At 40.9% G+C, this 26,096-nt stretch carries 18 protein-coding genes; 5 read left to right on the top strand and 13 right to left on the bottom strand.

Annotated features, from left to right (window positions below):
- Nucleotides 1-126 precede the first annotated feature (126 nt).
- On the top strand, nucleotides 127-1,080 hold the full coding sequence (locus MTF66_RS35855; protein WP_248530154.1) for a chemotaxis protein CheV: 954 nt from the start codon (nucleotides 127-129) through the stop codon (nucleotides 1,078-1,080).
- Between the two features lie 115 nt (nucleotides 1,081-1,195).
- On the top strand, nucleotides 1,196-2,509 hold the full coding sequence (locus MTF66_RS35850) for a short-chain fatty acid transporter (RefSeq protein ID WP_248530153.1): 1,314 nt from the start codon (nucleotides 1,196-1,198) through the stop codon (nucleotides 2,507-2,509).
- 541 nt (nucleotides 2,510-3,050) lie between these two features.
- Here MTF66_RS35850 and MTF66_RS35845 read toward each other — a convergent pair.
- From MTF66_RS35845 to MTF66_RS35815, 7 genes are all read right to left on the bottom strand, one after another.
- Nucleotides 3,051-3,197, bottom strand: coding sequence for a hypothetical protein (locus tag MTF66_RS35845; RefSeq protein WP_161805755.1), 147 nt, complete (start codon nucleotides 3,195-3,197; stop codon nucleotides 3,051-3,053).
- A gap of 130 nt (nucleotides 3,198-3,327) precedes the next feature.
- On the bottom strand, nucleotides 3,328-5,478 hold the full coding sequence (locus tag MTF66_RS35840; protein ID WP_282454252.1) for a peptidase domain-containing ABC transporter: 2,151 nt from the start codon (nucleotides 5,476-5,478) through the stop codon (nucleotides 3,328-3,330).
- A gap of 26 nt (nucleotides 5,479-5,504) precedes the next feature.
- Entirely contained in the window at nucleotides 5,505-5,888 is a 384-nt protein-coding gene (locus MTF66_RS35835; RefSeq protein ID WP_152968931.1) for a hypothetical protein, read from the bottom strand.
- A gap of 49 nt (nucleotides 5,889-5,937) precedes the next feature.
- Nucleotides 5,938-6,153 (bottom strand): hypothetical protein, encoded by a 216-nt coding sequence (locus MTF66_RS35830; RefSeq protein WP_248530152.1) that lies wholly within the window; start codon nucleotides 6,151-6,153, stop codon nucleotides 5,938-5,940.
- The gene (locus tag MTF66_RS35825; protein WP_082422993.1) at nucleotides 6,137-6,280 is read right to left on the bottom strand and encodes a class IIb bacteriocin, lactobin A/cerein 7B family; all 144 of its coding nucleotides are present in this window, start codon (nucleotides 6,278-6,280) and stop codon (nucleotides 6,137-6,139) included. Before MTF66_RS35825 ends, MTF66_RS35830 begins: the two co-directional genes overlap by 17 nt.
- A gap of 200 nt (nucleotides 6,281-6,480) precedes the next feature.
- Nucleotides 6,481-7,725, bottom strand: coding sequence for an HlyD family efflux transporter periplasmic adaptor subunit (locus MTF66_RS35820; RefSeq protein ID WP_248530151.1), 1,245 nt, complete (start codon nucleotides 7,723-7,725; stop codon nucleotides 6,481-6,483).
- Nucleotides 7,726-7,920: 195 nt separating this feature from the next.
- A complete protein-coding gene (locus MTF66_RS35815; RefSeq protein WP_248530150.1) occupies nucleotides 7,921-8,937 on the bottom strand; it encodes a metalloprotease in 1,017 nt (338 codons plus the stop codon).
- 175 nt (nucleotides 8,938-9,112) lie between these two features.
- Here MTF66_RS35815 and MTF66_RS35810 point away from each other — a divergent pair, with 175 nt between their 5' ends.
- A complete protein-coding gene (locus MTF66_RS35810) occupies nucleotides 9,113-10,333 on the top strand; it encodes an EAL domain-containing protein (protein WP_248530149.1) in 1,221 nt (406 codons plus the stop codon).
- On the opposite strand, the gene MTF66_RS35805 is transcribed toward MTF66_RS35810, so the two are convergent.
- Entirely contained in the window at nucleotides 10,330-11,394 is a 1,065-nt protein-coding gene (locus MTF66_RS35805) for a hemolysin family protein (RefSeq protein WP_248530148.1), read from the bottom strand. The two genes, MTF66_RS35810 and MTF66_RS35805, sit on opposite strands and share 4 nt — an antisense overlap.
- 144 nt (nucleotides 11,395-11,538) lie before the next feature.
- On the opposite strand from MTF66_RS35805, the gene MTF66_RS35800 reads away from it, so the two are divergent.
- Nucleotides 11,539-14,034 (top strand): S9 family peptidase, encoded by a 2,496-nt coding sequence (locus MTF66_RS35800; protein ID WP_248530147.1) that lies wholly within the window; start codon nucleotides 11,539-11,541, stop codon nucleotides 14,032-14,034.
- Between the two features lie 165 nt (nucleotides 14,035-14,199).
- A complete protein-coding gene (locus MTF66_RS35795; protein ID WP_054563933.1) occupies nucleotides 14,200-14,904 on the top strand; it encodes a response regulator transcription factor in 705 nt (234 codons plus the stop codon).
- Nucleotides 14,905-14,912: 8 nt separating this feature from the next.
- Here the strand turns inward: MTF66_RS35795 and MTF66_RS35790 are convergent, their stop codons facing one another.
- The 5 genes from MTF66_RS35790 to MTF66_RS35770 form a co-directional block, all read right to left on the bottom strand.
- Entirely contained in the window at nucleotides 14,913-16,424 is a 1,512-nt protein-coding gene (locus MTF66_RS35790; protein WP_248530146.1) for a YifB family Mg chelatase-like AAA ATPase, read from the bottom strand.
- Between the two features lie 38 nt (nucleotides 16,425-16,462).
- Nucleotides 16,463-17,077 (bottom strand): trimeric intracellular cation channel family protein, encoded by a 615-nt coding sequence (locus tag MTF66_RS35785; protein WP_248530145.1) that lies wholly within the window; start codon nucleotides 17,075-17,077, stop codon nucleotides 16,463-16,465.
- Between the two features lie 70 nt (nucleotides 17,078-17,147).
- Nucleotides 17,148-17,519: a hypothetical protein gene (locus MTF66_RS35780; protein WP_248530144.1), complete on the bottom strand. Its 372-nt coding sequence runs from the start codon at nucleotides 17,517-17,519 to the stop codon at nucleotides 17,148-17,150.
- A 53-nt stretch (nucleotides 17,520-17,572) separates the two neighbouring features.
- Complete coding sequence (locus tag MTF66_RS35775) at nucleotides 17,573-21,076, bottom strand: cadherin-like domain-containing protein (RefSeq protein ID WP_248530143.1); 3,504 nt, start codon at nucleotides 21,074-21,076, stop codon at nucleotides 17,573-17,575.
- A 296-nt stretch (nucleotides 21,077-21,372) separates the two neighbouring features.
- Nucleotides 21,373-25,359, bottom strand: coding sequence for a two-component regulator propeller domain-containing protein (locus MTF66_RS35770; protein ID WP_248530142.1), 3,987 nt, complete (start codon nucleotides 25,357-25,359; stop codon nucleotides 21,373-21,375).
- Nucleotides 25,360-26,096: the final 737 nt, after the last annotated feature.

The following is a 26,096-nucleotide window of genomic DNA, read 5'->3' as shown; positions in this document are numbered from 1 at the left end:
GGAAGAAATTATCGATACGGTACTGTAATGCTTGCATTTTGGCAACTGATGGAAAATTACTAATGCATGTCGATGAAAAATGATAGTAGACTATACTATCTCTGTATTAGGTGTTTAGGGTGAAATATGTCAGGTGTTCTTGCTTCCGTCGATAAGCGTACGCAACTGGTCGGTGAAAACCGCTTAGAGCTTTTACTATTTTACCTACACAGTCGCCACTTATTCGCTCTCAATGTGTTTAAAGTTAAAGAAGTGGTGAAGTTACCGCAAATTAGTAAAATTCCCCATGCACACCCTAAAGTATCAGGGGTCGTAACAATTCGTGGCGAATCAATTCCGGTGATTGATTTGCGCAGAGCGATAAACATGCCTGAAGCTAAACACATCGAAGATACAAACCTCGTTATCACCGAGTACAATCGTACCGTGCAAGGCTTTTTAATTGGTAAAGTTGATCAAATCATCAATATGACATGGTCAGATATCATGCCACCACCAACTGCAATTGGTAAAAATCATTACCTAACAGCCTTAACTAAAGTAAAACGCGATGGCCAAGAGCAGCTGGTTGAAATTATCGACGTAGAAAAAGTGCTCGCCGAAATCGTTGAGTACGAAGTCCAAATATCTGAAGACATTCTAGATAAAAGCATCGTGAACGAGTTTGCAGGCCGCAAAATTCTTCACGCCGATGATTCGCCAACTGCCCGTAAGCAAGTAAGCGATACCTTGTCGCAACTTGGTATCGAAATCATACCTGCTCGTAACGGACTTGAAGCACTCGAAATGCTAAAAGGCTGGGCTGATCAAGGTAAAGATGTTGAGAAAGAATTGCTCATGGTGATCACCGATGCTGAAATGCCAGCAATGGATGGCTACCGTTTAACACACGAAATTCGTAACGACAGCCGCATGAAGAACCTACATATTGTGCTTAATACATCTTTGAGTGGTAGCTTTAACCAAGCTTTAGTTGAGAAGGTTGGTTGTAATGCCTTCTTATCAAAATTCCAGCCAATACTGTTAGTAGAAGAAGTTCAAGCCCGCTTAAAAGCCGTGCTAGAGCAAGATTCACAGTAAGTGCATTTAGCATCAGTTTTTAAAGGCATAAGCTAAAGCAACGACGTCGCAATTTGCCAATCATCGTTAATCATGATTTATTGGCATTATCGATTCGACGACAACAATAAAAACTATGCTAAATCGCGTTGCCAAACCATTCACTAAACTAGTAGAGCGTTATCTACCCGACCCGTTTGTATTTGTTATATTACTCACCTTGCTGAGCTTTATCGTTGCGAGCCTCTTTACGCCGTCAACGCCCACGCAAGTGCTCGCGGCTTGGGGTGGTGGATTTTGGAACCTATTACAATTTGCCATGCAAATGCTGCTAGTGCTGCTAACGGGCTACATGCTAGCGAGCACCCCGGTAATGCGCAGTATACTCAACAAACTCGCGACTCTTGCCAACAGCCCTGCTAAAGCGATCATACTCGTTACTTTCGTGTCTTTATTAGCAAGCTGGCTAAATTGGGGCTTTGGTTTAGTGATTGGCGCTTTGTTCGCCAAGGCAATTGCGAAGCAAACCCGCGTAGATTACCGTTTGTTAGTGGCCAGTGCCTATTCGGGCTTTATTGTTTGGCATGGCGGCTTAGCCGGTTCAGTGCCGCTGACAATCGCAACCGATGGCCACTTTGCAGAGCAAAGTATTGGGGTAATAGGCACCGAAAACACGATTTTTTCGGCATTTAACATCGCTATTGTTGTGGGCTTGTTTATTATCATGCCGCTGGTAAATCGCTATATGTTGCCAAGCGAAAAAGACAGCGTTTATGTTGACCCTGCAAAGCTTGAAGATGAATCAAAGCAAGCAGATACACCTACACGCCCTGCCGAAGTAATTGAACATAGTCGTTTGCTTGGTATGGGGATAGGTGCCTTTGGTCTTGCCTATTTATTCTATTATTTTGTACTAAACGAAGGCGGCTTAAACTTAAATAGCGTGATCGCTATTTTCTTATTTAGCGCAATTTTACTGCATCAAACGCCGCATAATTTACTTAGCAGCTTACAGCAAGCAATCCCTAGTGGCGCTGGTATTGTGATTCAATTTCCCTTTTATGCGGGCATCATGGCGATTATGGTAAAAACAGGACTTGCTCAACAAATCTCTGAAGGATTTATTGCCATTGCAACAGCCGAAACACTACCATTTTGGAGCTTTTTAAGTGCAGGGTTTGTAAATATATTTGTGCCGTCAGGCGGCGGCCAATGGGCAGTGCAAGCGCCGATTGTCATTCCTGCAGCACAAACACTTGGCGCGGATATGCCACGGGTTGCTATGGCTGTCGCATGGGGCGATGCTTGGACTAACCTTATTCAGCCGTTCTGGGCACTCCCCGTACTTGCTATTGCCGGCTTAAAAGCCAAAGACATCATGGGCTTTTGCCTTGTGCAGCTGATCATCACCGGCGTGTTTATATCGTTAATGCTGAGTTTTTACCCTTAAGAAAGCTTTATAAACATCACCTATTAGAGAGGGGCAAAAGCTCATAGCGAGAGTCCCTCTTCAAAACGGTTTTTTGTCAAAGCTAGCCAAAACTCAAATTCGGTCTGCAATCACCGCCGAAACAGGGCTTCATTCTACGAAAACAACAGTCTATCACTTACAATTAGAATCACTGCTATCGCTTCTTTTATCTCTTTTTAATACAAAACAAACGATCTTAGAAACAACGAAGTACACTAAAATGAACGCAGATATATCGATAAAATAATCTACCAAGCTACTACTTTTTGAAATAGAAAAATCAAAAGTAAAAAAAGCAACTCTGGTTATGATGTAAGTGATAAAGAAAATTAATAAAAACTTTTGCATAAACAGAACTTTCAATAGCTAATAGTAGAGCAAACTCATCTAGTCATTTCAGCATAAAAATAAGCGCGTAATAAAAGCTACTCACTTAAGCATGTGATAGTTACTAACCAGTTTACTATTCTTTAAATGATATTTAGATAAGGAGAACATTACTCCTTATCTAAAAAATAACTCAATCATCAGTTTCTGTTGGTACAGGCAAGTGTGGCATGCCAAACCCAGGCCTATCTTTCCTTTCAAAGTCTCCTTCATTAACTGTTGTATTCGATAGCACTCCACCAATAACCAGTTCAATTTCAATTGTGGTTAATTCACGCATAATATACTCTCCATGTATTCGAATTTTTTGCCGGATTGTTAATAGGTTAGGCCGTTTTCCGACAAAATTTAACGTGCCTAGCCTTTGCTTTAGTAGCTTGTAAAATACAAGCTACTAAAATCACATTCGATTACGCAGTTTCATTTTGAGCTACTGTACTTGTTAAAGCTCCACCTTGTAACTCAAACACTTTATCCGCCATATTGATAGTCTCTTGCCTGTGAGCAATCATTATTCGCGTCATCTCTAGGTGCTTAATTTGCTCACTGATTTTTGCTTCGTTCTCTTGATCTAAATGACTAGTTGCTTCATCCAAAAATAAGACGCTGGGAGATTGGTACAGCGCTCTGGCAAGTAATAACCGTTGAAGTTGTCCGCCGGATAAATTAGAACCCATATCGCCCACTAATGAGTTATAACCCATAGTCATTTTAGTAATATCACTATGAATTGCTGCATGACGAGCGCACTGTTCTATTTTTAAGTAATTAGGTTGTGGATCAAAGAAGCTAATATTATCGGCGATTGAGCCAGCTAATAGCGTGTCATCTTGCATTACTGCGGCTATTTGTTTGCGGTAATTTTTAAGGCCAAGTTGGGTAATATCCATGCCATCAAGTAACACTTTGCCTGATGTGGGTTGTAATAAACCCAACATAATTTTCATTAACGTCGTTTTACCCGCGCCAGACGGCCCAGTAATAGCAATAGACTCGCCTGAATTTAGCGTTAAATTTATATCTTTTAAAATAGGTGCTTGGTCATCGCTATAACTAAAACTGATATTTTTAAGGCTAAGCTGACCTTTCACTTTATTGTCGTTACTCCCTCTGTAGGCCAAGTCACCATCGCGATTCGCTTCTTGCTTAGTAAGCGCAATATCAGCGATACGGTCAAGGTGTAAGCGCATCATTTTAAATTGAATAATTTGCTCGATGAAATTTGCAAAGCGACTTGTTAGCTGATTTTTATAGGCTATAAATGCCAACACCATACCGACAGATAAGCTATTACTCATAACCAAAAGTGCAGCAAGGTAAATAACCACTACATTCTCAAGACCAAACAGTAGTTTATTAAAAGACTCAAAACTAATATTTAATCGCCCTAAACGTATTTCACTATTTATTACTTCAGCATAACGGTTTTGCCAAATACCTTGGCGCTGCGCTTCATTACCAAACAATTTAATTGTTTGCATACCACGAATGTTTTCTAAAAAGTTTGATTGCTCTTTAGCGGAGTTTTGAATCATTTCTTCTGTGGCTTGATGCAGTGGCCGATACAGCACTAAGCGTACAAGCGTATAAAGGGTAATTGCGCCTACAACAACAGCTGTCAACTTAAGTGAATAAATCAACATCATAATCAATACGGTGATAGCCATAACGCCATCAACAAATGTTTCTACAAACCCTGTGGTAATACGCTCACGTATTTGTGCTAGTGAGCCAAAACGCGAAACAATATCGCCAATGTGGCGGGATTCAAAGTAGTTCATAGGAAGACGCAGTAAATGACGTAATAGATTAACCCCCATTTGCATGTTTAGCAGACTCGAAAGCCTTAGAATCAACCAACTCCGCACTGCATTAGTAATAACTGAAATGATCGCAATGAATGCAAAGCCTAGCGCAAGCACTGTGAGCAAAGACTCATCAAAGCTCACCAACACTTCATCCACGACCCACTGCATATAATAGGGTGTCATCAGTGAAAATAGCTGTAAAACTAACGACAGCGCAACTAATTTAATTAAGCCAGTTTTTAGACCAGTAACAGCACTCCAAAGCTGACTAAACCTCATTCGTGCCTGTTCTTGTTTAGCTTCAAACTTACTGGTTGGCGTGAGCTCCAAACAAATACCGGTAAAGTGCTTACTAAATTCCTCGCTATTTAGATTCCGCTTCCCAAGGGCTGGATCATTAATCGCTAATTTAGCTGATTTTCCCTTCCCAGAAACTTTGGTCAAAACTACAAAGTGATTCATATCCCAATGCAATATACAAGGAGTCTGAAGTTTATGTACCTCTTCAAATGGACACTGTAACGCACGACTCGCTAATCCTAAGCTATCCCCAAGCTCAATTAGCTGCTGTAAATTCATCCCCTTTAGGTTCGCCGAAAAGCGCTTTCGCATGGCAGGCATATCTAGTTGATGGCCGTGATAACTTGCCACCATGGCCATAGAGGCGAGACCACATTCAGCTATTTCGGATTGGATAATTACAGGTACTCTTTTTGAGAGAGAAAATGTTATAAATCCATTTACAGAGTTCATAGTAACCTCAGTCAAAATACTGTTTATTAATCAAGCTCATTTTTTGAGAAGATAACCTCTGAGTCTAACCCCTGCACAACTCGCATTACTATCCCAGACACACCTAAAGTACAAATAACAATCCAAAAATCAATTAATTCCAAACTTCCATTAAGATTTATTCTTAACATAATAAAATTCCCTCCCATGAAAAAAACTAATGAGATAAAAACATATAATGCCCATTTTTTATTTTTGTATATCCCCGTTAGAATAGCTAAAGAAAAACCGAGAACTACAGTAAAGAAAGCTAATTCACCGTAAGAAATTACAGCATCACGAAGCAATAAATTAACGTCTCTTATAATTACATATGTAGACCCCAAAACTATTAGAAAACACATTGCAAAAATTGATACTATTGCAGACAATTTCATTTTCAAAAAAGAAGGGAATTACTTCCCTTCTATCCCTTTCGTTTTATTTCTCAGAAGCATTATGGTAAATGGCTGCTATACCGCCCACTATTGCACCAAAGCCAGCCCCAATTCCAAGAGCAGTAGCTAAACCACCAGTAGTGATAGACGAGCTAGCATATAAGCCAGCAATGATCGCTGGTAAGGGACCACCATTTACTTCTTGTATTTCATTATTGGTTAATTCTCTCATTTTATTTTCCTTACTTTCTAAGTGCATTATAGGTTCCTATACCACTTATAATTGCAGCAAAACACGCTACTTCCCCGTATACCGCTATAGCAACAAATAGAGGTAATGGTCCCCCACTAACTTCTTTAATTTCATTTACATTTAATTCGCGCATATCTATGCTCCAAATTTGTATAGCTGATTATTTATATCTATACTCAGCAAATGTTGATTATTTATTTTGCAATATAAAAATATAGGCAAAATAGGTTGTTAATAGGCTAGCTTTAGCTGCTCGCTAAAGTTAACTAAAGCTGGCCGCTTTTTTAGTAATTTGCATTTAGCAAACCACCAAAACTTTCAAATTTAATTGACTTAACTCACACGCCCTTTGAGGCTGTACAGTGGCTCTAGTAACCACTCAATTAATGTGCGCTGTTCTAACATTATGTCTGCCTCAAACAACATGCCGCTTTTTAACTCAAAGGCCTTTCCATACGCAGACATTTGCTGCTGACTTAAGGTAGCCCTAAGTCGATATACTGGCTCTTGCAATGTAATAGGTAACCGCACTTCGTTTGGTGTAATAAGTGCCTTATCAATACGGCTAATTGTGCTATTGATAAAACCAAAGCGTTGATATGGAAAGGCATCAAAACGTAACCTAGTTTCGTTGCCTATTTCTACAAACCCTGCGGAGCGCGTTGGTAATAGTAATTCAGCAACTAACTCAGAACCCTCAGGTATAATATGCAGTAAAAGCTTTGCTTGGCTTAACACCTCTCCTTCGACTACTTGGATGCCTGTAACAACACCATTATTGCTAGCCGTAATTGTGTAGCTATAGTTGCTTTTTAACTGCGATAGTTGGTTTTGTGTATCTGAGATTTCTCGTTTTAAGTTACTGATGCGAAGTGCATATTGTTGTGGAACGTTAGCAAGATTAAAGCGTAATTGACTCAGTTGGTTATTTTGCTGCATCAGTATTCGAGCTAAGTTTTGCTTTTCTTGCTTAACATCGAGTAAAGCTTGTTGTTGCTGCTCACGTTCTATATTCGATAAAAAGCCACTCTTATTAAGCTGGTTGAAATTAGCTTGTTGACTTTGCAATAGATCAAGCTTTTCATCTGCGAGTGTTAATTGACTTTGTAGTGCAAGCTTTTCTTCATTTAAAAGCGTTTGCTGTGCTTCAAGGTTTAGTATTTCTTGTTTTTGCAACACTTTCGTTTGCATAACCTCATGATTCAAAAGTTTAATTTGCTCTGTTAATTGTTCAACTAACTGTGAACTGAGATCTAAACCTTGACTATCACTTTGCTGAACAACAATTGAAGCAAGTGCTTGTCCTTTAATGACAGAGTCACCTTCTTTTACATGAAGTTTTTCAATTGTTCCGCCTTGATTAGCAAAACTTTGAATGACGCCTTTACTAGGCATGAGAAAACCACGTACGGTTTCTTTGCGGGAATATTCTGCTGTAAAAAGAAATACTATAACCGCAGCTGCAACAGAGCTTAGGGTTACAACAGTTAATTTAATCGATAATGGTTGCGCTAAAGTGATTACGCCAGTTAAACGTTCACTTTGTTGTGCAATCGCTTCCTTTCTAAACAAGCTCATAACAAAATCCTTTTGCTATATCTCTTGAATTTAAAATTAGCGGGACATTCTAATTTTTGTAAATCAGAATTTTCCTAAAAATAAAACAAAGCACAAATTAAAGGTTTAATTACTAAAATAAAGTGGAAAATTAATTAAAATACATTAATTAAATTTAAGCACCAAGCTGAATATAACTTAGTGCTTAAATATTAATTAACTTGCTAAAATCTTCATTGGTAAGCTGAGGATTGGGCTTTCTGAATCAGCAAAATGCATCATCACTGCAACGTGACCTGCAACAACCAGTGCGTACATTACCGCTGAAAAGCCTTGTCCATAAGTATCAAGAGGGGTGAGGTGTGAGTAGTGACGTCCGCGCCACTCAAAGATAATCTCAAGTGCCCCTACAAATAAGAAAAAAACCAGTAGCATCAAGCCAAAGGTGTAACTTAACCACAAGCCAAATAACACACCTAATAAACACACACTAAGGCCTATCCATGAACGCATCGAAAAACTAATGCTTTTAAGTGCATGGCCGCCATCCAAGGGCAGAATAGGTAACAAGTTAAATAGGTTTAACAGTGCACTAAGTACTGCCACACCGGCGAATATTTCCATTTCGGTGGCGTAGTAAAGCACCACTCCCAGCACTGAGGTAATTAATCCAAAAGCGGGCCCCATGAGTGAGATCACCACGTCTTGCCATCGCGTGGTAATTTTATCATCAGAAACAGCCAAACCACCGACAAAGGGAATAAGGTAAATACCTTTAGTTTTAATGCCAAAATATTTCATAGCACGCACATGACCATATTCATGCACCACCAAGCAAGCAATTAGCATCAAGGCAAATTCAATGGAAAATAACCACGCATAGCCTGCCACCGAAGCACCCGCTAAAGCCGCTTTCACGACTTTTGCACTTTTGAAAAATTTAAAGCCCAGTGCCAGCAAACCAATAATGCCGCGTTTTGGTTCAGCTTCTTGTAACTCAGGTAAAGCAAGTTGGCTCACCTGCTGCTGGTTAACAAAGATTGCTAAGCTTTTTTCGTGCACTTTACTAGTATCAAGGCCAATACGCTGCCCCTGAAAATCAAACTCATAAAGATCTGACTCTGGGTTATCGAAGGCAATTGCTTGTTGTTGATGAAAAAGCTGAATTAACTGTGAGCCATTTAAATGCAAAATAAAGGTTTCGTCTGCGAGGCTCAGCTGAAGTCTGACCATAGTTCTTATAAATACGAATAAAAAGTGCGGCTATTATACTGAGGCCTTACAAAATTACGAATTTCCTTTAGGTACAAGGAGGTATATTTTTCGCACCACAAAACAAGCAAAAAACATGACGAAATAACGTTTGTCTACTACTTTTAACTATAGCGTTCTTGTTCATGGAGTGAATATGGTGAAGTCAAATAGACACATTCTCGTAGTGGATGACTCAAAAGCCATCCTGATTGTTATGCATGCCATTTTGAATGAGCTTGAGGTTCCGCACATCACAACCTGCCTAAGTGCAGAAGAAGCTTTAGAAAAAATTAAAAAAGCACCTCGATTCTTTGATGCTATTTTTACCGACCTCAATATGCCAGATATGGATGGTATGGAGCTTATTCGCCACTTAGGCGCTATGAAGTACCAAGGTGCAATTGCCATTATTTCTGAGATGGATCCTAAAGTCATTGACCTTGCAGCAGACCTTGCTCGTAAACATAACGCTCACTTAATTGGTAACGTCACTAAACCTGTACAACTCAATCAAGTCTATTTACTACTGCAAAAACTTGAGCACTTTGCTATTCATGTTGAGCGTACAAAAACCCCTGTTTCTGAGTCACTGCTACTACATGCCATCAGTCATAATGAGATTATTCCGTTTTATCAACCTAAGATAAATCGCCACGATAATCGGGTTGAAAGTATTGAGGTGCTTGCCCGTATCAACACAAGCCAAGCAGATGAAATTATCTTACCAGAGCGCTTCATTTGTATCGCTGAAGACCTAGATTTAATAAACCTTATTACTTTTCAATTGTTTGAAAAAGCCACTAACGACTTTGCAGAAATCAAAGAGCAGTTTGATCCCAACTTAAAACTGGCGTTTAACTTATCTCCTACGCAGCTCGAGGACTTAAGCTGCCCAGATAAACTGGCTTTAATACTGCACCTTAACAATCTAACACCCAGTGAAGTTATTTTAGAAATTACCGAACAGTATGCTTTACGCAGCACTGCACAACTCGAAACACTCAATCGCTTACGAATGCGCGGTTTTGGTATTTCACTTGATGACTTTGGTACTGGCTTTACCAATGTTCAGCAGCTAAAAACATTACCATTTACCGAAATTAAGATAGATCGCACCTTGATTAGTAATATTGAAACCGATCAGTTTTCCCAAGTGATTGTCAGTAGCTTGGTGAATATAGCGATACAAGAAGATCTCGCTATTGTGGCCGAAGGCATTGAACGCGTTGAAGAGCTTGAATACCTCGACCGCTACAAAGAGTTTATTTTAATGCAGGGCTTTTTGCTGTGCCGCCCGAAAGCCAAAGAAGACTTTTTAAACTGGTCGCTCTCATGGCGGCAAATGGTAAAAACTGCAGCAGGACATCGCCGCTAAGGTTTACGCTTATCGTCACTGACGATGGTATTACTGGATTCTAAACGTTGTCGCCAACGCTGTTTGGCGACTTTTTGCATATTGGCTGATTGATCATGCTCATCAACAATTTCGAGCCCCATTAATGCTTCAATTAAATCTTCAAGAGTGACAATACCTTGCACATCACCGTATTCATCCACGACTAAACAAATATGCGTGCGTCCAGACAGTAAGGTTTCGAGTAAAGTAGGTACATGCAAGGTTTCTGGTACGGTGTAAATAGGCTTAACGAGTTTACTTATCTTATAGTCTTCACCTAAACGATGATAAGCCAGCATAATGTCATTTTTATGTGCAAAACCAATAATGTCATCACCATTTTTGTCATAAACCAATACCCTAGAGAACGAAGAAGAACCATGCTCCGCCAAGTATTGGTTTACGGTTAAATCTTTATGCACTTTAAAAAGCACCGTACGTGGTGTCATTAAGGTATCGAGTTTGGCATGACGAAAATGCAGCAGGCTGCGTATGATTTCAGATTCATCTTGCCCAAGCGCTCCAGACTCAGTACCAATATCAGCCATAGCTTCAATCTCTTGGCGAATATAGTAGGCTTCATCGTAATTACGCCCTAAAAAGCGCGTTAGAATATCTGCAAACCATACGAAAGGTTTTAGAATAAACACCAACCAAATTAGGCTCACACTAACAATGGGTGTTAATCCTCGCCAATAATTAGCCCCTAATGTTTTAGGGATAATTTCAGAAAGCACTAATACCAATAACGTCATGATTGCTGAAGCTATACCGACGGCAGCATCAGAGAACACCACCGCAGCTTGTGCGCCAACACCAGCGGCACCTGCTGTGTGCGCTATGGTATTTAACGTGAGTATTGCAGCTAAAGGTTGGTCTATATTGTCTTTAAGCTTACCAACACGTTTTGCCAGTTGTGGTTGTTGCTTTCTGAGCATGGCAACATAGCTTGGTGTAATACTTAACAGTACCGCCTCCATCACTGAGCATAAAAACGAAACCGCAATGGCAACAAACATATAAACAAGTAACAATGTCACTGTAAGCCCTCTTAAAAAGTTAACCTGCTCACCATAGCAATTGAAAACCACAAGCTCAAACCCGACTGCAATCTAACGCAGAGCACTTTTTGGGTAATTTGCAGCGTGCTATATTGGTTTAAATTACCTTCAACAGGCGAAACTATGACACTTTCAACTACTTGGCTAAGCCAATCAGCCAAGCTAAAGACAACATTCAGTGCATTAGCGCTATGTGCGTTAAGCAATACATCAATGGCCGCTGCCATTGATAAATCAGCGGTGCAATTTATTGGCCCTCTTGGCGAAGATATGCAACTTAAGCCATATCAAACGGATCATCGCGATGCCATTATTGCTAACCTATTACCTAGCTTGCAAAAAAGCAGCGATAGCATACGCGTTTTTGGTAATGAGCTTGACTGGCAATCATTCGACAAAGTGAGCGCGCTAACACTCGGTGGTTTGCAAGCACTAAAATTTACCGCCTCGACAGAACGTTTTAGCCAAGGCTCATTAACACTTAAAGGCATTGAAAACGCGCAGCTATTTATTGATGGTGAAAAGCAAACAGAAAAAAATAAAAGCTATGAGCTAGCTTTAAGCCAAGGCGATCATCAGTTTGTTATCATCACTGAGCAAGTAGCCAACTGGAATGAGGTTGAGCTTGATTTTACGGCTAAGTCAGAACTAGATGCTGTGCAATTTAGCGCTAAACAACAACACGGTTTGTCTGCTAAGCAATTATTTGATGCGCCAACAGTCAGTTATATTTCAATGGCACCAAATGGTGATTACTTCATTACTAGCCAACGTCATTACGAAGATGCAACCGCTAATCAAGCGCAATTTGTTACTGAACTTAAAGACGCAAAAAACAATACGCTTTATCGCTTTGAGTCAGCCCAACCGAGTAACATTACTTGGAGCCCAGATAGCAAAAGTTTAGTGTATTTATTAAATGGCGAGCTTAAGCGTTTAAACCTAAAAACCATGCAACTTAGCGTCATTGCTAAAAACCTCTCTGGTGCAAGTGGCTTTCAGTTTTTTGATAAAAACAGCTTAATTTTTAGTTGGTCAAAGTCTCCAACAGACAATGGCAAGCTCACTAAACATTATCAAGGTCTGCAAGACCGTTGGTCTTATGCTCGTACTACATCGCAAGTCTATTTACTCGATATATCAACAGGTCTTAGCAAAATCTTAAGCCAAGGCCCACTTAGCCATTCACTTGAAGATTTTGACGCTAAAAGCGGTCACGTCTTAATGAGCCGCTCAGCACAAGCAATGCAGCTATCACCACAGCCAGCAACAGAACTTGTTGAGCTAAACCTAGCGACATCGGCTACTACGGTAGTTGGTCAATACAATACATTTAATCAGGCTAAATATACTGACGACGGAATTTATGTCACTGCCGGCCCAGATTTTAATAATGGCTTAGGTCGTGATCTTCCTGAAGGAATGCTTGCTAATAACTATGACGGTCAACTTTATTTACTCAGCCGTGACGGTAAAAAGGCAAGCGCTTTAAGTAAAGAGTTTAACCCGGCTATCGGCCAGTTAAACGTACTTAAAAATGGTGATGCGCTTATTAAAGTTACCGAGCAAGATACTGTACAACTTTATCAATTCGACTTAAGCAAAAAGCGTTTTAATAAAGTGAATACGGGTTTTGATGTTGTTGAGCAAGTTAGCTACTCACACGAACGCACCCCGCGCATTTTGGTTACCGGCACCACAGCGTCAACACCTCAGCAGTTAAAACAACTAAGCTTAGGTAAGAGCCGCGCTAAAGTAATGTGGGACTCTAAGCCAATTGGCTATAAAAATACGCAAGTAGCCTCACTAGAAGAATTTAACTTTACTAATAAAGATGGCATTGAAATAAAGGGGCGTGTTTATTTACCGCATGATTTAGATAGCAATAAACAATATCCTGCGCTGGTTTATTATTATGGCGGTACATCACCAGTAACTCGTGGTTTTACCGGTCGCTACCCATTCAACCTATGGGCTGAGCATGGCTATGTTGTTTACGTTGTACAACCTACTGGTGCAACCGGCTTTGGCCAAAAATTTTCGGCTAAACACGTCAACGCATGGGGTGAATACACCGCCAACGACATCATCGACGGCACGAAAGCCTTTTTAGATAAATATAGCTTTGTAGATAGTAAGCGTGTAGGTAATTTAGGAGCCTCTTACGGTGGCTTTATGACCATGCTACTCGCAACTAAAACGGATATGTTCAGTGCATCGATTGCTCATGCTGGAATCTCAAATATCACCTCGTACTGGGGCCAAGGTTGGTGGGGTTACTTATACTCAGCTGAGGCATCTAAAAATAGCTACCCGTGGAACAATCCTACACTTTATAGCCAACACAGCCCGGTGTTTCATGCTGACAAAGTAACAACGCCGCTATTACTCCTTCATGGTGATTCAGACACCAATGTACCGGTTGGTGAAAGCCACAATATGTACACGGCATTAAAGTTATTAGGTAAAGATGTTGACCTGATTGAGTACAAAGGTGCAGATCACCAAATTTTTGCTCGAGATAAACGTTTCGACTGGTGGAATACCATGTTGGCTTATTTCGATAAAAACTTAAAAGATCAGCCACAATGGTGGCAATATCTTTATCCTGAAAAGTAGATTAATCACTTGGCTGAGTACTGTGCGAGTGCTCAGCTTTCACCCTTTTCAACTATAGCTAAGCCATTAAATTGTAAGAAATAGTTACAAACCTCGCCAATACACTTCTCAGCCTTTGCCATACAGTGCTAACATAACAACAAATCAAGTGTGAAATTAAAGCGAATGACTATTCAGGTTTTATTGGTTGAAGACGACGAACTACTCGTTAAACGCATTCTTAATCATTTCAAAGAAACTGAGTTTAATATTGAGGTAGATTCAACGGGGGCCGATGCATTAAGCATTGTGCAATCGCGTGCTTCATCAAAAGAAGCAATTTCTCTAGCCGTTATCGACATTGTGTTACCAAAACGCGATGGGCTTTTGCTTGCCAAAGAACTTAATGCACTAACAGATATTGGTGTTATTGTGCTGTCTAGTCGTGACTCGCAAGCTGACCGTATTGCAGGCCTTGCACAAGGTGCCGATGACTATATTTGCAAGCCGGTTGACTTACTTGAACTTGAACTTCGAATGCGCGCTCTTTTTAAGCGCATAAAAGGCTCTCAGCAAGATGATGAGAGTGAAGAGTTTATTGAATATGCCGACTTTAAACTGCACCCAGATAACCGCACATTAGTGACCCCTAATGGTGAAGAGTCTCGTCTTACAGAAGCAGAGCACAAGGTACTTATTTGCCTTATTGCAAATGCAGGTAAAGCGACATCACGTGAAAAAATTTCCGAAGAAATAGGTCAACCAGACTGGAGCCCAAGCGATCGTACCGTTGATGTACTTATTGGCCGCTTACGTAAAAAGCTAAGCGATGAAAAAGATCAAAAGCGTATCGTTACCGTTCGCGGCAAAGGCTACATGCTATCTATTTAGCAAGCTTACTAATACTGCGTTAATTGGCTAATTAACCGTTCAAAGGCGCGATAATTCAACGCCTCTTTTAATTCATTTAAGGTAATCGCTGGCTGTGCTTTCAAGTCGCTAATTGTGCGTGCAACTTTAATAACACGATGATACGAGCGTGGTGACAGAGCCAGTTTTTCGCTGGCTTTTGCTAAAAACTGCAGCTCAGCAGCTGCCAACTCACAATGAATGCTCATTTCTTTATTATTCAAGCGAGCGTTCACTTTGCCTTGCCGGTTAAGTTGAATTGCATAAGCTCTTTCAACTCTGGCTCTTACTTGTTCACTGCTTTCTTCTACTTGCGTGCTCTGTAATTGGCTACTAGTGAGTCTCGGCAGCTCAATTTGTAAATCAATCCTATCGATAAATGGTCCAGATACTCGAGATAAATAGCGCAATACTTGATCTGGCGTTGCACGCTTATCAGTATGACTTCCTGTGGGGCTAGGGTTTAATGCGGCGATTAGCTGGAATTGCGATGGAAATTCCATTTGTCGTGCCGCTCGCGATATAGTCACCACGCCCGTTTCCATTGGTTCACGCAGTGAATCGAGCACCTTTCTCTCAAATTCGGGCAGCTCGTCTAAAAACAATACGCCATTATGAGCAAGAGAAATTTCCCCCGGTTTAGGATTCGAAGAGCCACCAACAAGGGCAACAGCAGAGCAAGTATGATGTGGATTTCTGAAGGGTCGCTCACGCCAATTCGATAAATCAACCGATTGACCAATTATCGAATATAACGCGGCAGTGCTAATTGCTTCATCATCCGACATGGTTGGCATAATCGTAGGCATACGCTGGGCAAGCATTGACTTGCCAGTACCTGGAGGGCCAAGAAACAGTAAATTATGGCCACCAGCGGCTGCTATTTCGAGTACCCTTTTCGCGCCAGGTTGGCCTTTCACATCACTTAAATCGAGTAGCGAGTCACGCTGCGACTGCTGCTCTGGATAACAAATATTAAGTGGCAGAGGTTGCTGATTTAATAAGTCATTCCAAACATCTTGTAAGGAGTAAACGGCTTTTCGAGAAACGCCCGAAACAAGACTTGCGAGATTATCGTTTTCGGCGGGTAAGAAACAACATCGGCCCTGCTCTTTCGCCCCTAACACCGAAGGCAAAATAGCGTTAACTCCTCTAACTTCACCATTTAAAGCCAACTCTCCGTAAAACTCATAGCGATGAATATCAGGGCAGTTTATTTGCCCAGAGGCAACTAAAATACCCACAGCAATAGCCAGATCAAAACGGCCACCTTCTTTAGGTAAATCTGCAGGCGCAAGGTTGACGGTTATTCGTTGATCTGGAAAACCAAACTGAGAGTTTTCGAGTGCGCTACGCACTCTATCTTTTGACTCTTTGACTGACGCTTCAGGTAAGCCAACGATATGAAAAGCTGGCAAGCCATTTCCTAAGTGTACTTCTACAATCACTTCAGGAGCTTGCACACCCACTTGTGCACGTGAAAATATTCTAGCTAAAGACACGATCCATGATGTCCCTATCATTCATCCTTAAATTAAGTTTAGTCGGGATATTTAAAAACGTGTAATGTCAGTTGCCATTTCATTGCTGCTAAACGCAGTGATAAGGTCATAAGCATGGCTAATATCATAGCTACTTCAGTCACAAAACCCAGCGAGATACTTAATGTATAAACAATGCCACCAGCGATACAAGCAATGGCATAGAGCTCGCCCTTTAATAGCATCGGCATATTTCCAGCCAGCACATCGCGGATAACACCGCCAAAACAGGCTGTTATTACACCCATGATAATCGCGGTGGTATCTGGCATACCTGCGAGCATGGCTTTTTGTGTACCCATCACCGCAAAAAATGCCAAACCGAAAGCATCAGCAACTTGCAGCGCATTAAGTGAAATAGAACGCTGCTTATTGATTAATCGAGTGGTGACAAATACAGACAATAAAATAGCCCAAAAGTAGCTTTGATCATGTAGCCAAAATACGGGAACATCTAAAATAACGTCGCGTACAGTCCCACCGCCAATAGCAGTAACTGTGGCTAACACAACAACCCCAAAGCCATCCATTTTTTTGTTGTACGCCAGTAGCGTTCCAGAAACTGCAAACACGGCTACGCCGAATAAATCAAACCAATGGTAAAGTTCAGTCATGTTTGTAACTAAAAAGTAATGTTAGTGCCGTTGTAACATAAACTTTTCAATCTTTTAAGCGAAGTTTCTATTACTCGCCTTTTTCGACCAGCTCAATAAACTTTAAACTCTGCATCATAACGCTGTCTGCAAGTGTAGAGTCTGAAAAGTAAGATTCCTTCTCAGTTGCTTTGCTAGGAGCTGCCAACAAGATGTTATAATCATCCTCTAACTCGACCCATAAGCTTCGCTCTTGGGCATTTAATTTCGCATGCTTCTTACGAACATTGTCAGCCTCATAAAACGCCTCTTGTGCTTTTAAGAATGCATCTTGTGATTCTTCGCTCATATCCTCACTTGAAAACAAGCTATTACTTAAATCACTAATGTCTTCTTGCATTGCATCCATTGTTTGGCACCCACCAAGGGTAAGAAGTAATACTGAGAAATATAACGCTTTCATAAACTAACTCCTCAAAAAAGCCCAGTAGCATTGCTGCCACTGGGCTCAGAAAATTACTGCTTAATTAAACTGCCCGATACAAAAGTGTGTAACTCGGGATCATCATTATCATCGTAGGTTTCAGGTACTTCGAAACCTAGCGTTGCTACACTAAAACCACCTTCAATAGTTATTACGGGTGTCATAGTCACACCATAGCCATAATTTTGCGTAGCTGTTGGTTCGCTATACATCATCAACGACCCAAGATCTAATGCCCACTCTGCTGATCGTACTTCACCATCTAACTCAAATGTTGCAGTACCATCATTATTTATAACGACATTAGAGGTTTCTAAACCACTGCCATCATCAGCCATAAAGGTAAACACATGTGAGCCAATAAGATCTGCTTCAGTGAAAGCTGCTTGATCAATAACTCGTGTAACGCGTTCGAAGAGGCCAAAATCATCGCCGTCTTTGAACTGTATAAAGTTACCTTGTGGCTTCACAATAAAGTAAGGGTCAGCAAATTCAATTGGGTCACCATAGGTTTTTACATAGAAATCAACAACTACCTTTTGAGTTTCTGCATCATAGGTGTAGTAACCACCTGATATACCTAACTCATCAAACTCAGTATCATGAGCAAGCTCTAAGAAAGTGCCATCCTCTTTAAATACAGCAATGAAGAAATCTCCATCGTAAGAACCATATGTATAACCCCCTATTAGCGGGTTTGATTCACTGTAGATTCTACTTAGCGTAATAATACCCTCACCTTCGATATCGAATGTCAGCGTATCTCCATCAACACTGGCAACAATACTGCCAGCATCATCTATACCGAAACTACCATTGGCATCTTCCGTAATAGTGACATCAAAAGCGCCTGTTGCTTCATCCCAAGTAAAGTCACCAATTTCAAAACCAGGGAATGCGGTATCATCATCAGGGTCGTCCATTCCTTGAATTTGTAACCATTTTCCATCACGAATAATTACCGCGACATCAGGCTCATCAGCAAGCTGCCAAGCCCCATCTAATGGATGATCCGTTGCTGGACGCTCTACAACAACTTGCTCTTCAGCCATTGCCTTATCAAAGTACCACGCTTGTTTAGCATCTTCAGTACAACTACCTGCTTGCTCATACACGCAAATAGTTAAGAAGTTTCGATCAAAGTCACTCACTTCAGCCTTCATGCTATCAAATAGTAATTTCCCTGATGCTAAACTGTAGTCGTATTGATTGACCACTCCAAGGTAAGTGAAGGTGATTTGATGGCTATACTCAGCCGTCATCTCATCATAAATAGTCGCTATTTTAATAGTTTCTACACCTAGCTCTCTAGGTGAATAAAGTTCAATGTAGTTCGTTGTAATTGGGTAGCCATTATTATCAAAACTTGCGTTTTCTTCTAACCAATAGGGTGCGAATTTGGTTACCCCATACTCATCTGACACAGAGAAGTTACGTAGATGAGATGAATAATCTTCGACACGTTCCGAACCATCATAGTTAAAAAAGCGATATTTACGATAGGTAAAGTTTTGACCATTGTTAGTGGCTAATAATCGCTGCGAGAACTCACTGTATACTTGGCAAACTTCCCCTTCAGGACAAATTGGCTGAACACCATTGCTCGTAAAATAGTTATATCTTAAGAACACTCCCTCACTGCTTACTTGCCAAGAACGAAAGTTTTGATTCAGGTTAAAGTTCATTAAACCATCATCATAAACATCATAGTGGAGGTCTGTTTGAGGTGAGTTATAGCCTTGGTAAACAGTCCATTTACCCAGTAGGTCTGGCTTAGTAAATGAAAGCTGATTATCTCTCATCATTAAACCAGTTACTGTACGTGAGCTATCGTCCGCTTTAGCTTCGAGTGATGCCGCAAATTGATAGCCCACTTGTACATTTTTAACGAGCCAAATAGCGATGTCATAACTAATAGTTTCTGCATTATTGCTTATAAGCAGTCGATTCCCATCAACTTGCCAAGTCACACTAACAGGCGTGTTATCGTTATCAATAAGCGTTCCTGTTCCACCAGAAAGTAACTCAACACTTACTGCACTACTATATCCACCAAACTCGCTTAGGTTATCAATAACCCAATTACCAATAAGTTCATCAGCTGTCACAGCAAGTGTTTGCTGTTGTTCAATAAGGGTGGCGTTATAGTTCGATTCTGTAGTTCTATATACAACATCTGAACTGGTTATGCGTGTTTCGCTTTTACGGAAAAACTCAACCGTTCTGTTTGCATCGTTTTCAAGAAGAATAGTTAGGTCTAACTCAACTAAGTACTCACAAACATCTAGCTGTTCATCGTTTCCATCAGTAACCACAAAGCAACTCATTAATGCTGGCTCAGCCAAAGTAATTGTGATGTCTTGCTCTTGTTGCGACCAACTAAAGTCAGTATCAACATCCAGTAAACTGACATACCCGGTACCATCATTATTAAACTCAAACTGGCCAACTGAAGTTCGATAATATTGTGGCTGCATTAATAAATAGTTGCCGGTCAGATTATTGATTGTTTGATCAACTAGTTCATCATCATCTTTAATCTCTTCTTTTGTAGAGTCTATTAATCCTGGGTCTTGGCTTTCAACTGTATTTATAAAGTCATCAATTTGTTCAGCGCTAGATATTAAATCAAGGGTCGAATCGACACCCTCAGGTAGTTCGTAGTCATCATTATCTACAATGATCTTAATTAACGCTGCAAGTAGCAGTTTTTCGTCAGCATCAACAGCGAGTAAAGCTTCATCTAATGCTTGTTCAGAATCGATGTTTGTACCGTCGCGGCTTAAAAGTGCAAACTCTGCAGTACTGACATTAGTAATGTTTACGCCAAAGTTTTCATCTTTGCTTAATGTGCCATCGGCTCCTGCTTGTGAAACAAGCGTTGCGATAGACTTCAGTTGGGATACAAATTCAACGCCAGGATCAATGGAGTTATTACCCAATGCCACCAGCTTAACCAGTTCATCAGCATCTGAGTCATCAACCTCAATGTTTACGCTATAGCGGCCTTGTGCATCAGCGGTAATCTCAAATTGTTCATCACCAATCTGCACCACAATACTTGAGTTGATAATCGGCTCATCGGTTACAATACCGGTGATCGTTACGCTGAGCACTTTACGTTTAAGCTCAATCGTTACTGTTGCTGTGGCGGTTGCACCATCATCATCGGTGACTGTCAATGAAACAACGACATCTGCATCATCTTCGATCTCAGGCGCGGTGATCGTAAGTGTACTTGTATCGCTGCCGGTAAGTGTTAGATCTGGACCTGATGTTTGCTGCCATGCGTAACTTGCAATTGTGCCATCACTGTCTGTTGCCGTCGCTTGTAGAACTAAATCGCCACCTTCTGTTACGCTGCTATCACTACTAATAGATACCGTGGGATTTTTGTTTGTAGCGACAGGAGGGGTATCATCATCGTCATCACCACCTCCACCGCCTCCACCACAAGCGGTTAAAGCGACAAAACTTGTCGCTAGTAATAATTGTTTTAGATACTTTATGGAATGAAAATTAGGGGGGCTCATCATGCTAATCCTTACATTGTGTGTTGTATTCCCCTAAAAATAGGCAACTGCATGCACAGTTGCCATAACTCAAGGGAAGCAAAACCTATTTTGAACATGAATAAAGGCGGGATCTCAGTGTCGTCCTTAACCATAATCTGAATTCAGTCATGTTTGCCCGTCAAATATGAACACCCGAGATCCCATCAAAGCGATTCATTTTACGTTAAGGTTCAAGGGTAGATTAGATACAAGAAATAAGTATGCTGAATGCCGACAAAAATGTACTCAAATACGACATTTCCTATATAAACAGCATGTTATATGTAATGACATTGGTACTCTTTCGCTGTCATGCCATATTTTGCTTTAAAAAATTTAGAAAAATACGAGCGTGACGAAAAGCCCACATCATCTATTACTAAGCTTATTTGTCGCCCTTGTCTTAGTAATTCAGCAGCTTTACTCAGTCGATAATTACGCAAATACTCACTAGGAGTAATGTTTAATAGAACTTTTAACTTACGTTGTAATTGACGCTCACTAAGCGCTAATTCTTTCGCACAATTCACCATAGAGAAACCTTGTTGCTGGTAATGCTCAGCAACATACAGCTCAAGCTTTTCAAGCAGCTGTTTGTCACGAGGATCAACCACAACCGGTTGCTTTGTCTCAACATGCTCAGGTGCATCCTTAGTTTGCTGTTGAGAATATAAATTGACCCAATGTATCCAATTCTCAACCTTTAAAAAAAGCTCTTCTCTATCAAATGGTTTTGTGATCACATCTAGCGCATGCTGTTGCAAACTACTTACTCGGGTTTCATAGTCTCCCTTGGCGGTCAAAATAATCACCGGAATATGACAAGTAACGGGCGAATTATGTAATGAATCTAAAACAGTAAAGCCATCGACTTTTGGCATCATTAGATCAGTAATAATTAAATCTGGTACTTGGCTCAGCGCTATTTGCAAACCGATCTGACCATCTTCAGCTAATAATACTTGATAGCGATGCTGTAACTCTGTTTTTAGGTAATGACGTAGCTCGTCATTATCTTCAATAATTAATACACTCGCTTTGTCATGACTCACTTTTGATTTTAGGCTTGTACTATCAACAGGAACTTGCTCTGCAAATTGTGCTGTTTTAAATGCGAGTTTAAAGTTGGTTCCTTCTCCTAAACGACTTGCTAACACAATATTGCCTTTGTATTTATCGACCAGACGTTTAACGATAGCTAAACCTACGCCACTGCCTTCTACATTTGCATGACTACTTACTCTGTAGAAAGTATCAAACACCTTGTCTTTTTCAGCGTCTGCGATGCCTTTACCTGTGTCTGTTACTTCTATGTAGGCAAGCTCACCTGATGCGCTTACGATTAAGCTGACTTGGCCTTGCTGAGTATATTTAAAAGCATTGCTTAATAGATTAGTAAGAATCGTGATCACCCCTTCTCGGGTGCTTTCAATAAATACAGCCTCTTCAATATCAACCTTAAAGTCGATGGACTTTTCACCTAACACAGCAAACTGCCCCGCGACCTCTCTGGCTATTGCCGATAATGATACAACTTTAATAATCTCTTCATGGCGCTCATCATAGCGAGTCAAGGTTAGTAGCTTATCGACCAAGTTTTCTAAACGCCTACTATTACGCAATACCAAATTCAGTTGCTCACGCTTTTCAGTATTTCTCTCATCTGCTATGAGCTTTTGCAAAGGCGCAATTAACAAACTCAAAGGAGTTCGTAATTCATGAGATGCATGTGTGAAAAAACGCACTTTATTTTCGAGTGAGTCACTCAGAGCGTCAGCTTGCTGTTCGATTAGCATTTTTTGCTCTGCGATTTCGTCAGTGCGTTCGCTAACAATTTGCTCCAGATAATATTTTTGTTTGCGTATACGGCGAGTCCAAAGCACTGTAAATAACCACACCATCGCCAAAATCAGCATGGCTGCTAGCAGATAAAACTCACTAGTTTGCCACCAAGGCGCAAGAACCGTTATGTTTAACAGTAATGGGGTGAGCGCATTTGCCCCATTTTCACTACTAGCATTAACTTTCAACTGATATTTACCAGCAGGAAGATTAGTGTAGTCAACAGATAAAAACGACCCTGTAGCTTTTCGCCATTGCTGTTCAAAGCCTGCTAACTGATAGGAGTACTGGTTAGTCTGTGGCTCAGAGTAGTGTAGGTAACTAACCTGAAAATGAACCCGTTTAATTCCCGCAGGAATAGTCACTGAACGGCTTTTTTCTATTTGGTATAAGCTGCCTAAACGGCTGACTCCCTGATTTACCACATCCTCATCATCAAACTGCAAACTAGTGAGTGCTAATTGCCCGCCAATAGTATTAACTTCAAGGTCAGCGGGATTAATGACACTAACCCCTTGAGTGCCACCAAACATCAAGCGGCCATCACGGGTTTTTAAATAAGCACCGGCATTAAACTCATTACCTTGTAAGCCATGTCGAGCTTTATAATTTTTTATGCTCATGGTTGCAGGGTCTATTTTAGCGAGGCCGTTGTTAGTACTTAGCCAGACCCTATCTTCATTGTCTTTTAGCAACGCATAAACGACTTGATTAGGAAGGCCTTGAGCGACATTAAGCTGATGAACTTGCTGGTTGCTCAAATCAATAATATTTAAGCCGTTCGATGTTGCGAGCCACATTTGCTGATCAATTTTTAAAAACGCTCGCACTGTATTATCAGATAAAGCCAAGTTGCCTTTGCGATAATTAGTGAGAGTATCGGTTGCTGTGTTGTAGTGATAAGCCCCATCACCATCTGTGCCTATCCATAAATCTACTTGCGAGCTTTTGTATAAACTCGTCACCCGCGCCGTTGGAATTACAAGTTGTGTATTTGCTACAGGCTGTGCAAAACTAGTAAATTTGCCGCGCTGCCTATCAAAGCAAAACAGCCCCCCTCCATTAGTGCCGACCCAAACATTATTTTTCTCATCGACTAAAAGGGCATATATACTGTTTTCAGTTAAGCCATGCCCGCCTTCATCTGCCCGAAAGTGACTGATGCTGCCATCAGTATGCAAAACATCAATCCCTTGCTGCCAGCTGCCAATCCATATATCGCCATTACGATCTTCGGCGATGGCTTTAATTGCATTGCTACTGATTGAATACGGTGAACTTTCGGTGGTTATGCGATCTAAACGATTTAATTGCTGATCAAGAATATCGATACCGCCACCCCAGCTGCCATACCAAATACGTTGCTTTGAGTCTTCAAATAACGCCCACGCATCGTTACTTGAAAGTGGCGTTGGCTTTTTTAACTTACTAAATTGCAATGATGCTGGGTCGAGCTTACTGATCCCATGTGCAGTACCAAACCACATAATGTCGCTACTGTCTCGGTAGATACTATATACCCGGTCATGAGCAAGACTATATTTATCAAACGGGTCATGCGCTAAAACGGTGAAGCTTGCATCAATAGGGTCGTAAACATTAATTCCGCCGCCTCGCGTTGCCAGCCAAACCCGGCCTTGGTTATCAAACTCAATATCACGAATCTCATTACTACTAAGCCCAGAATTATCATCATTAGAAGTCAACCACTGCGTTATTGTTTGGGTGCTTAACGCAATTTTATATAAGCCGCCGCCCTGACTTGCCAACCAAATACTGCCATCAGCAGACTGTTTGATAGCAAAGATACTAGCATGAATATCTACAGGCTCAGCAAAGCCAGAAAAAACCGAATTGATTTGTTGATTATTAATAAGGTCATAATGAAGTAACCCAGCTCCATGCGTTCCTATCCAAAGGGTGTCAGCGATTTTTGATAGCGCATAAATAGGTTTTTTTAACCCTGTTATTAACGTTTCAAGCTGCTCTGCTCGCTTATCGTAACGAAACAGGCTGCCGTCGTAAGTGCCAATATAAACTTGCTGCTGCGCTACTAATAAGCTGGTTATTCGGCGCTCTTTTAAAAGCGGCTCAGAAAATTGATAATTATGTAATGCGAGTTGGTTTACACCACTATTTCGAGTGCCTATAAACAACGTTGACTCGTTGTCGATTGCCAATGGGTAAATATAGTTATTCGCTAGACTATTCGTCTCATCAGAGGCTGTGAATACAGTAAATTCATTACCATCAAAACGGTTTAAACCTGCCTGTGTTGAGATCCAGATAAAGCCTTGCTGGTCTTGAACAATATCAAACACAACACTTTGCGATAGACCATCATCAATATCGTAGTTTTGAAATGCACACAAAGCTGAAGGTAAAAACAGAAGTGCTAACAGCGCTATTAAAAAACGGATCATCCCTAAATCTACACATTTATTATTAGTTATTAATCAAGCGTAGTTCAGTTCAGCTAACATTCATAATCATTTCCCAATTTAGGGATGAATAACTAGGATAGATATCAAGGAGTTGGATTTAGGTGTGAGTTAGCGAGTTAGCGAGTTAGCGAGTTAGCGAGTTAGCGAGTTAGCGAGTTAGCGAGTTAGCGAGTTAGCGAGTTAGCGAGGGTAAAGGTTCTAGGTGCTAGGTCAAGCCTAATCGTGGGAGTGCTTTATGGTGGTTTGGGTTTACTAAAGAAAAGGTTTACATGGATTGTGTTGGGTTTCGCTACGCTCAAACCAACCTACCCGTAGAATGAACGGGTGAATTTTGAGAGCGAACCGACGACCTTCGGGCTCTGAACCTGAATTTCAGGCATAAAAAAACACGCTTTCGCGTGCCTATTATATAATTTCAGTTGGTTGCGGGAGCTGTGAATTTTGAGAGCGAACCGACGACCTTCGTGCTCTGAACCTGAATTTCAGGCATAAAAAAACACGCTTTCGCGTGCCTATTATATAATTTCAGTTGGTTGCGGGAGCTGTGAATTTTGAGAGCGAACCGACGACCTTCGGGCTCTGAACCTATATTTCAGGCATAAAAAAACACGCTTTCGCGTGCCTATTATATAATTTCAGTTGGTTGCGGGAGCCGGATTTGAACCGACGACCTTCGGGTTATGAGCCCGACGAGCTACCAGGCTGCTCCATCCCGC

The organism is Pseudoalteromonas sp. 2CM39R (genome assembly GCF_023161845.1).
This window is presented reverse-complemented; position numbering and strand designations above follow the sequence as displayed.

What these genes read in the sequence shown, in the direction of transcription:
- MTF66_RS35855 (WP_248530154.1), top strand. Translation starts at nt 127, where the DNA reads ATGTCAGGTGTTCTTGCTTCCGTCGATAAGCGTACGCAACTGGTCGGT.
- MTF66_RS35850 (WP_248530153.1), top strand. Translation starts at nt 1,196, where the DNA reads ATGCTAAATCGCGTTGCCAAACCATTCACTAAACTAGTAGAGCGTTAT.
- MTF66_RS35845 (WP_161805755.1), bottom strand. Translation starts at nt 3,197, where the DNA reads ATGCGTGAATTAACCACAATTGAAATTGAACTGGTTATTGGTGGAGTG.
- MTF66_RS35840 (WP_282454252.1), bottom strand. Translation starts at nt 5,478, where the DNA reads ATGAACTCTGTAAATGGATTTATAACATTTTCTCTCTCAAAAAGAGTA.
- MTF66_RS35830 (WP_248530152.1), bottom strand. Translation starts at nt 6,153, where the DNA reads ATGCACTTAGAAAGTAAGGAAAATAAAATGAGAGAATTAACCAATAAT.
- MTF66_RS35825 (WP_082422993.1), bottom strand. Translation starts at nt 6,280, where the DNA reads ATGCGCGAATTAAATGTAAATGAAATTAAAGAAGTTAGTGGGGGACCA.
- MTF66_RS35820 (WP_248530151.1), bottom strand. Translation starts at nt 7,725, where the DNA reads ATGAGCTTGTTTAGAAAGGAAGCGATTGCACAACAAAGTGAACGTTTA.
- MTF66_RS35815 (WP_248530150.1), bottom strand. Translation starts at nt 8,937, where the DNA reads ATGGTCAGACTTCAGCTGAGCCTCGCAGACGAAACCTTTATTTTGCAT.
- MTF66_RS35810 (WP_248530149.1), top strand. Translation starts at nt 9,113, where the DNA reads ATGGTGAAGTCAAATAGACACATTCTCGTAGTGGATGACTCAAAAGCC.
- MTF66_RS35800 (WP_248530147.1), top strand. Translation starts at nt 11,539, where the DNA reads ATGACACTTTCAACTACTTGGCTAAGCCAATCAGCCAAGCTAAAGACA.
- MTF66_RS35795 (WP_054563933.1), top strand. Translation starts at nt 14,200, where the DNA reads ATGACTATTCAGGTTTTATTGGTTGAAGACGACGAACTACTCGTTAAA.
- MTF66_RS35785 (WP_248530145.1), bottom strand. Translation starts at nt 17,077, where the DNA reads ATGACTGAACTTTACCATTGGTTTGATTTATTCGGCGTAGCCGTGTTT.
- MTF66_RS35780 (WP_248530144.1), bottom strand. Translation starts at nt 17,519, where the DNA reads ATGAAAGCGTTATATTTCTCAGTATTACTTCTTACCCTTGGTGGGTGC.
- MTF66_RS35775 (WP_248530143.1), bottom strand. Translation starts at nt 21,076, where the DNA reads ATGATGAGCCCCCCTAATTTTCATTCCATAAAGTATCTAAAACAATTA.
- MTF66_RS35770 (WP_248530142.1), bottom strand. Translation starts at nt 25,359, where the DNA reads ATGATCCGTTTTTTAATAGCGCTGTTAGCACTTCTGTTTTTACCTTCA.